Here is an 8721-nt window from a genome sequence, read left to right as displayed (position 1 = left end):
AGTTCTTCGGTGGCGGCGGTCGCGGCCGCGGCGGCGGTGGCGGCGGCAACCGCCCGCGGCAGGGGCGCGACCTCAAGACCGGACTGACGATCGACCTCGAAGAGGCGTTCAACGGGGCGACCAAGGAGGTCACGCTCACGCGACCGACCGAGTGCGACACCTGCGGCGGCGCGGGGCATCCCCCGGACGCCGACGTGGAGACCTGCCCGCAGTGTAACGGCCGCGGGCAGGTCCAGCAGGTCCAGCAGACGCCGCTCGGGCGCGTCCAGCAGACGTCGACGTGTCCCCGCTGCGAGGGCGAGGGCGAGCTGTACAGCGAGGACTGCGCCGACTGCGGCGGCGACGGCGTCGTCCGCGAGGAGGCGACGCTGTCGGTCGAGATTCCGGCCGGGATTCGCTCCGGGCAGAGCCTCCGGATGGAGCGCGAGGGCGCGCCCGGGGAGAACGGTGGCCCGAGAGGCGACCTGCTCATCGAGGTCGATGTCGACGTCGGCGACCGGTTCGAGCGCGACGGCGACGACCTCCGCGTCAACGAGGCGATATCCTTCCCGCAGGCCGTCTTCGGCGACACCGTCGAGGTGGAGACGGTCGACGGAACGGTCGAGATGGATGTCCCCGCGGGGACCCAGAGCGGCGAGACCTTCCGGCTTCAGGGCAAAGGGATGCCCCGCCTCCGTCGTCGCGGTCGCGGCGACCTTTACGTCCAGGTCGCCGTCGTCGTGCCCGAGTCGCTCAACGACGAGCAGCGCGAGGCGCTGGAGGCGTTCGCGGAGGCCGGCGGCGAGGACATCGACGTCGGCGGCGGCTTCTTCGAGAAGCTGAAAAGCTCCTTCTGAGTGGCGTTCGCGGCGCCGCGCCTCTTCCCTCACGGCCCGTAGCTTTTCGATCCCTCGCGGCGACGGTCAGCGCATGGGCTACGACACGACGGCCTACGACGACGTGGAACCGCGCGCGCCCGGGATGTTCTTCCTCCGAGAGGCGCTCGACTGCGAGCGGCTCGGCGTGACCGTCGTCGAGGCCGACGACGGCTGGGAGGGGATGGAACACGACCACGGCGACGCCGACCACGAGGAGGTGTACCTGCTGCTCCACGGCGAGGCGACGCTCACCGTCGACGGGGACGCCGTCGCCCTCGCGCCCGGCGACGCGGTCCGGGTCGACCCGGAGTCCACCCGCGACCTCGCCTTCTCGGCCGACGGCTCGAAGATGGTGATCGCCGGCGCGCCCTGACGCCGCCCCGACGCAGTCCGGTCGGGCCGCGGGGTCGCCTCCGGGACGCCGCAGCGTTAAGACGCGCGCGTTCCGAGAACCGAGTATGGAACTCGTCGGCGAACTCCTCGCGCGCGACCGACGCAGTCGCGACGTGGCGCTCGTGACGCCGGACGGCCGGGAACGGACCTCCCACGACCTGATCACGAACGGCTACAAGGCGGCGAACGTGCTCCGGTACCTCGGCGTCCGGACGGGCGCGACCGTGGCCGTCGAGCCGATTCCGGGATTCCACACGACGCTCGCGTTCCTCGGCGCGGCCGCCGTCGGGGCGCCGGTCCGGTTCGACCCGGCGGCGGGGATCGACGCCGGCGACCGCGTCGTCCTCGCACCGGTCGCGACCGCGGCCGCGCTCGATCCGGCGCCAGGAACGAACCTCGCCGCCTTCGGCGGCTCGCCCGAGCGTCCCGACACCACGCACTGGGAACAGGAGCTGTGGAGCGAGAACCCCGGGATGCCGCCGAGCGACATCGCCCCCGACGACGCCGTCGTCCGCGGGGCGGACCTGTCGGTCAGCCACCGCGACCTCTGTTCGCGCGCCGCAGCCGCGGTCGAGGCCGCCGGGATCGGAGACGAGACGCGAGTCGTCCTCAGAGCACCCTTCTCCGACCCCTCGGCGCTCGCCGCCGGCCTCGTCGCCCCGCTCTCCGCCGGCGGGACGGCGGTGCTCGCGGCGACGGGCGGCGGAGACGCGTCGGCCGACGAGTCTCGCGGCGACGTGGCGGTCGCTCCGGCGGGAAAACCAGTACCGGAGCCGCGGCGGATCGACCCGGCGTCGCTCGCGTCGACGACCGAGTGAGCGGTCCCGGCTCGGTCGCGGCCGGGATCAGTCGTCCGCGGGGTTCGGCTCCGCGGCCGCCTGACCCTCGTGTCGGAGACAGGCGGACTCGTGGTCCGGCGTGTGGACCGTCCGTTCCGGCTCGGTCTCGGCGCACGGCGTCGTGATCGCGTTTCGCAAGACCTCTCCCGCCCGCTCGTCGTTCCCGTCGATCAGGAGATCCAGCGCCTCCGAGAGGGTCCGTTCGAGGTCGGGGTCGTCGACGGTCTCCCCGATGTCGAACTCCCGGCGGATCTCCGCCTGGACCTCCGCGTCGGTCGGGTCGGAGCCGCCGGCGGCGATGTTCTCGCGGACCTGTTCGACGTCGACCTCGCCCGCGCTGACCTTGTCGCGGAAGTTCAACAGCCCGCGCCAGTCGGCCTGATCGACGTCGACGCCGTCCGGTTGGATCACCTTGTGACACCGGGTGTGGAACCGACACCCGCTCGGCGGGTTCGTCGGACTCGGCACGGTGCCCTTCAGCTCGATGCCGCCGACGCTCGCGCGCGGGTCCGGCGTCGGGATCGAGGACAGCAGCGCCTCGGTGTATGGGTGTTGCGGGTCGGTGAAGATCTCCTCCACCGGCCCGATCTCGACTATCTCGCCGAGGTACATCACGGCCACGCGGTCACAGATCTGGCGGATGACGGACATGTCGTGGCTGATGAACAGAAGCGACAGCCCGAACTCGTCTTGGAGGTCGTTGATCAGCGAGAGTATCTCCGCCTGGATGGAGACGTCGAGCGCGCTCACCGGCTCGTCGGCGATGATGAGGTCCGGGTTCAACACGAGCGCCCGGGCGAGCGCGATCCGCTGTTTCTGCCCGCCGGAGAACTCGTGCGGGTACCGGTCGAAGTCGCTCGCCGAGAGCCCGACGCGTTCGAGCAGGTCCTCGACGATGGCGCGACGCCGGTGGCGGTCGCTCATCCCGTGGACCTTGAGCAGCTCGCCGACGGCGTTCCCCACGGACACCCGCGGGTCGAAGCTCGACGACGGGTCTTGGAAGATCATCTGGGCGCCCCGCCGGAACGCCATCATCTCGTCGTCGTCGAACTGCGTCACGTCGTTGGGGTGGGTTCCGTCGGGGTCGCGCGTCGCGCCCCCGCGTCCGTTCCCGTTGAAGATGACCTCGCCCGAGGTCGGCTCCTCCAAGTGGATCACCGAACTCGCCGCGGTCGACTTCCCGCACCCGGACTCGCCGACGAGTCCGAGCGTTTCGCCCTCTTCGATGTCGAAGCTGATCCCGTCGACGGCGCGGGCGGCGCCGACCTTCCGGTTGAACAGCCCCTTCCGGATCGGGTAGTGTTTCTTCAGGTCGCGGACCGAGAGCAGCGGCTCAGTCATCGGCGGGACCCACCTCGCTGTCGCCGTCGGCCGCTCCGTCGCCCGGTCCGAGCCCGTCGCTCCTGACTACCGACGGGTTGCCGCCCGGCCCGTAGTGGACGCAGGAGACCTCCTGGCCCGGCGCCACCTCGACCTCGTCCGGCTGGTCGCCGGTGCGACACGCCTCCTCGGCGTACTCGCACCGCGGAGCGAACCGGCAGCCGTCCGGCGGGTCGTGCGGGTCCGGGAGCGTCCCCGGAATGCCGCCGCCGGATCCCCCGAACTCCGGCAAACACTCCAGCAGTTGCTGTGTGTACGGATGCCCGGGGTGATCGAAGATGTCGAGGACGCCGCCCCGCTCCATCACCTTCCCGGCGTACATCACGACGATCCGGTCGGCGATCTCCGCGACGACGCCGAGGTCGTGCGTGACGAACAGGATTCCCATCTCGAACTCCTCTTGGAGGTCGTCGAGGAGCCGCAGGATCTGCGCTTGGACGGTCACGTCGAGCGCGGTCGTGGGCTCGTCGGCGATGAGCAGGTCGGGGTCCCCGACGAGCGCCATCGCGATCATCACGCGCTGCTTCTGTCCGCCGGAGAACTCGTGCGGGTAGTCGTCGAACCGCGAGCTCGCGTTCGCGATCCCGACGCGGTCCATGAGGTCGACCGCCTTCGCGCGGGCCTCGTCGTCGGAGACGTCCTGGTGGATCTGGAGCGCCTCGGTGATCTGCCACCCGACCGTGTAGCAGTGGTTCATCGCCTCCTGCGGGTTCTGGAAGATGTGTGCGATCTCGTTGCCCCGGATGTTCTGAAGCTCCGATTCGGGGAGCGACAGCAGGTCGCGCCCGTCGTACCGGACGGTCCCCTCGATCTCTCCCGGCGGGGTGTTGATAATCCGCGTGATCGACTCCGTCGCGACCGTCTTTCCCGACCCCGACTCGCCGACGATACACACCGTCTCGCCGGTGTCGACGCTGAAGTCGATCCCGTCGACCGCGGTGAGCGTTCCGTTGTCGGTGCTGAACGTCGTCGTGAGGTTTTCGACCTCGAGTAGTGGCTGATCGTCGGCCATTATTCGTTCTCCGCCTCCGCTTCGGGGTTCAGCGCGTCCAACAGCGCGTCACCGAGGAAGTTGAACGCGAGGATGGTCAGGAACAGCACGATACCCGGCGCTAACACGATCCACGGGGCGAACGAGAGGTCGCTCCGCCCGGCGGAGATGAGCTGCCCCCACGAGGGCACCGTCGAGTCGCCGATCCCGAGGAACGCGAGCTGGGCCTCCGCGAGCAGGAAGCCGGGAATGAGCAGCGTGAGCTGGGTGATGATGCTGCTCGCCGCGTTCGGCACGACGTGTCCGCGGATCACTTGATACGTGCTCGCGCCGCTGATCCGGCTCGCCTTGATGAACTCCTCCTCGGAGATCGACAGCGACTTGCTCCGGATGTAGCGGGCGGTCCCGCCCCAGGCGAACAGCGAGAACACCACGATGAACATCCCCAGTCCGGCCCCGTAGATGTACAGGATGAGCAGGAACATCAGGAACGTCGGGAACGAGAGGATGATGTCGACGAACCGCATCATGATCTCGTCGACCCACCCGCCGGCGTACGCGCTGAGCGTCCCGAACGAGATCCCGATCGTGGCGACGATGGTCGTCGTGATGAAGGCGATCTGCATGCTGATCGTCATCCCGTAGACGATCATCGTGAACACGTCCTTCCCGCCCTGCGTGGTCCCGAGCGGGTGTTGCCAGGTGCCGTAACACCGTCCGTTCATCACCTCGCCGACGCACGTCGCCGGCGTCGTGTCGACGACGGAGGTGAACACCGGCGGCTGGTAGGCGATGAACAGGTCCTGTTGCGGCGCGTTCATGACGAGCGGGCCGACGAGCCCGCCGACGAACACGATGCCGAGCCAGCCGAGGCTCACGACCGCGGGGCGGTTGCGCTTGAACTCCTTCCAGTAGTACCGCGTCATCCGCGGGTTCTGGTACAGCGGCAAGACGAGGTACCAGAACGCCAGGAACAGTGTGAAGATGAAGAAGAAGTCGAGGCTCTCCAAGTTCCGTTCGAGGCCGATGAACTCGAAGGTCGGGGTGCGCTGGCCGGTGAACCGCCAGTCGTACACGCCGAGCAGCGCGAGCGGCAGGGTCGTCAGCAGCATCCCGATCGAGTTGGTCGACAGATCGAACCGCCCCGACCGCGAGAGGTCGTTCCAGTCGACTTGATCGAACCGTTCGGAGTCTTCAGTTGCCATTGTTTTCGGTTATGTTACCTGTCATCGTAGCTGATCCGCGGGTCGAGCACGGTGAACACGATGTCCTCGAGGAGGTTCCCGATGACGGCGACGAAGGTGAAGAACAGCGTCGTCCCCAACACGAGGTTCGTGTCCTGCGCGAGCAGCGCTTCGTAAGTCAACCGTCCCAGTCCGGGGATACCGAACACGACCTCGACGAGGAGTGACGACCCGAGGAACAGCGCGAGGAGCTGTCCCACGAGCGTCGTCGAGAGCGGGACGAGGGTCGGTCGCATGACGTGATACGCGTACGCACGAAGCGGGGAGACCCCCTTCGCCTTTGCCGTCTTCATGAAGTCGGCGTTCTGGAACTCCGCGGACTCGTTCCGGGAGACGCGCATGACGGCGCCGATCGACCCGGTGACCAACACGAACACCGGGACCGACAGCTGGATCGCGTTCTCCACGCTGAACACCGGTGCGCTCGTGTTGTAGATCACCGGTATCACCTCCAGCCACACGCCGAAGATCAACAGGAGGATGATCCCGAAGAAGAAGTTCGGGATGGCGTAGCCGAAGAAGGCGAACCCGGTCGCCGCGTGGTCCTTCCAACTGTACATGTTCGCGGCGGAGTAGACGCCGACGAGCGGCCCCAAGGTGATCGTGAGGATGGTCCACGGAATCGAGTACTGCGCGGTGTAGTACAGCGCCTGCGTGACCGCCTCCATCACGGGCTGGCTCCGGCTCACGGACCAGCCCCAGTCGAGCGTGTACACGCTCCGGATGAAGTCGAAATACCGGACGTGAAGCGGCTGGTCGAGCCCGCGCAGCTCGCGTACCCGCTCGGCCGCCTCCGCCGGATCGCCGCCTTGAAGCGCCGCCTGCGTCGCTGCCCGCTGGACGGCCGGGTTCGGCGCGGCCGAGAGCAGCAGGAACGTGATCGTGACGATAATGAGCGATACGACTGCTGCCCAGAGAACCCGAGCGGTGACGTACCTTCCAAATCCCATGTGATGTGTAAGTCGGTAGGGTGAGAACGGGGTGGCTCGCTCTTACTCGTCCGTCGACGGGTAGAACTCGGACCAGCGGGGCTGCCAGGTGAAGTGGGAGGAGGCGAGTCCGCGGTAGACCCCTTGGATCAGCTCCTCTTTGCCGATCGCCGCCGCCATCGCCTGGCGGAACGGAACGAGCTGGAACATGTTGCCCGGACCGGTGTTCCACCCGTTCGCGCGCTGGTTCACGGAGATGATCGTGTTGTACGGCGTGGGAACCTGCCGGACGGTCACGTTATCGTCTTCGCTGTACGACTCGTACTGCTCCGGCGGAATCGCCGCCGCGTCCGCCTCGCCCGTCTCGAGCGCACCGAGACGCGACGCCTGCTCTTGAACGACGCTGATCGACGCCTCCTCGAAGAGCGGCCCTTCGGAGAACAGGTCCGGCCCCTCGTCGATGTCCCGGAGGTAGTACTCGTCGTTCCGGACGTACTCGGTACCCGAGCCGCGGTTCCACTCTTCGAGCTCGAACGGCCCGAGGTTCCCCGAGAACTGGAGTTCGAGGAGCTCCTCGTCCTGCTGGAGCCCCTCCACGTCCTCCTCCTCGACGTACGGTTCGAGGAGGGCACGCGGAATCGGGTAGAGGTACGGGTCGTACGTCTGGGGCCACAGCACGTTCGACGTTTCCAGCGTCGCCTCGAACTCGAGTTCCCCGGTCTGCTCGACTTCGACGCCCTCCCAGCTGTCCGAGTCGGCGGTGTTCGCCCAATCGGCCTGTTGGACCTCCTGGATCTGATAGACGAAGTCCTCGGCGGTGACCTGCCCGTACGGCTCGCTGAACTGGAGGTTATCACGGAGTTCGAACGTCCACACCTCGCCGTCCTCCGTGGACATGTCGTACAAAAGCGGGAAGTACTCCTGGTTCTCGTCGAACGTGTAGCCGGGATCGATCGCGCGCTCGATGGCCGTTCCGGCCCCGGACTCGTTGTTGTACAGCGGGTTCAGCGTGTTGAAACTGGCTCCCGTGACCGTGTCGTACGAGCCCGACACGCTGGGGTCGTCGATGTGCCACGCCGGGAGGTCCCAGCCGTTCGAGAAGTTCTCGATCGGACCGGTGAGGTCGGGGTTGTACCCGATGATATCGTCGCCCAGAGTGAGCATGATGTAGGGCTGTTCGCGCGCGAGGTTCGCGAAGATGTCAACGAACGCCTGCCGGATCTCGTCCCGACTCGTCGCCTGCCTCGCCTGCTCGAACAGGGACTCGACGTCGAACTGCGGGTAGTAGCCGACCGGGTTGAAGTTCGCGTTCGCCCCGTCGAAGAACGTCTGGTTCGTGAGGGGGTTGAGCGGGTACGTGTTCAGCCCGAAGTTGACCGACATATCCCACGCCTCGTTGCTCGTGACGGAGCGCGGCCCCGGGTTCCGCGGTCCGGGGTTCGACCACTCCACCTCTTCGCCGTTAACCGTATCCGTCCCGCCTTCGGGGTCGCCCGAGTAGTACTCGTTACTGAACCGAGTCCCGTCGATCGCTTCGGGAGTGACGCTGATACCGAGGTTGTTCTCGAGTTCCTGTGCGATGAACTCCGCGAGGAGCTGATTGGTCTCGGAGGCGGCGCTGTGATAGATGTCGATCTCGACCTGGTCTCCTTCGGGGTTGACCATGACGTCCCCGTCGAAGCCGTAGTCGTATTCCGACTCCTCGAACGCCTCCCGTGCCAGGTTGCGAGCGACCTCCGATCCGTAGAGGTCACCGACCCCGAACCGGGGGAAATCGGGAACCTCGACTTCGCCGCCCCCGCCGCCACCGCCGTCAGAGCCGTCCGACCCGTCACCGCCGTTTCCGGAACAGCCGGCGAGCGTTACGGCGCCGGCGAGGCCGAGCGCGGAGAGCCATTGTCGCCGGCCGATATGCCGGGAATCATCACGATTCTCAATGTTTCGCCGTGGCATACCAAGTAGTAAGATTGTGTGTATAAAAAACTTCAGACTTATGGATAGTTGTTAGGGACGATCATCTTACATCCGTGTTAGTGATCGCCGGTCTTAGAGACGTATTCATGATTGGAACGCACATTTTACCGGAAA

General features: G+C 66.9%; 8 protein-coding genes. 3 read left to right on the top strand and 5 right to left on the bottom strand.

The annotated features are described in order from the left end of the window. From EXE47_RS17990 to EXE47_RS17980, 3 genes are all read left to right on the top strand, one after another. The coding region (locus tag EXE47_RS17990; protein ID WP_137708607.1) for a DnaJ C-terminal domain-containing protein at positions 1–836 on the top strand (836 nt) is incomplete at its 5' end. 73 nt (positions 837–909) lie between these two features. Next, on the top strand, positions 910–1230 hold the full coding sequence (locus EXE47_RS17985) for a cupin domain-containing protein (RefSeq protein ID WP_086219708.1): 321 nt from the start codon (positions 910–912) through the stop codon (positions 1228–1230). Between the two features lie 85 nt (positions 1231–1315). Then, positions 1316–2068, top strand: coding sequence for a hypothetical protein (locus EXE47_RS17980; protein WP_137708606.1), 753 nt, complete (start codon positions 1316–1318; stop codon positions 2066–2068). A 27-nt stretch (positions 2069–2095) separates the two neighbouring features. Here the strand turns inward: EXE47_RS17980 and EXE47_RS17975 are convergent, their stop codons facing one another. Genes EXE47_RS17975 through EXE47_RS17955 form a run of 5 tightly spaced genes read right to left on the bottom strand, consistent with a single transcriptional unit; the run spans position 2096 to position 8586 of the window. Further along, positions 2096–3430 (bottom strand): ABC transporter ATP-binding protein, encoded by a 1335-nt coding sequence (locus EXE47_RS17975; protein ID WP_094495365.1) that lies wholly within the window; start codon positions 3428–3430, stop codon positions 2096–2098. Then, positions 3423–4481: an ABC transporter ATP-binding protein gene (locus tag EXE47_RS17970; protein WP_049931268.1), complete on the bottom strand. Its 1059-nt coding sequence runs from the start codon at positions 4479–4481 to the stop codon at positions 3423–3425. Before EXE47_RS17970 ends, EXE47_RS17975 begins: the two co-directional genes overlap by 8 nt. After that, positions 4481–5665, bottom strand: coding sequence for an ABC transporter permease (locus tag EXE47_RS17965; RefSeq protein WP_049931267.1), 1185 nt, complete (start codon positions 5663–5665; stop codon positions 4481–4483). Before EXE47_RS17965 ends, EXE47_RS17970 begins: the two co-directional genes overlap by 1 nt. A gap of 14 nt (positions 5666–5679) precedes the next feature. Beyond that, positions 5680–6654, bottom strand: a complete 975-nt coding sequence (locus tag EXE47_RS17960) for an ABC transporter permease (RefSeq protein WP_049931266.1) — start codon at positions 6652–6654, stop codon at positions 5680–5682. Between the two features lie 42 nt (positions 6655–6696). Further along, on the bottom strand, positions 6697–8586 hold the full coding sequence (locus EXE47_RS17955; protein ID WP_049931264.1) for an ABC transporter substrate-binding protein: 1890 nt from the start codon (positions 8584–8586) through the stop codon (positions 6697–6699). Positions 8587–8721: the final 135 nt, after the last annotated feature.

This window comes from Halorubrum sp. GN12_10-3_MGM (assembly GCF_005435235.1).
Classification (GTDB): domain Archaea; phylum Halobacteriota; class Halobacteria; order Halobacteriales; family Haloferacaceae; genus Halorubrum; species Halorubrum ezzemoulense.
The sequence above is the reverse complement of the archived record's forward strand: the minus strand, read 5'-3'. Positions and strand labels throughout refer to the sequence as shown.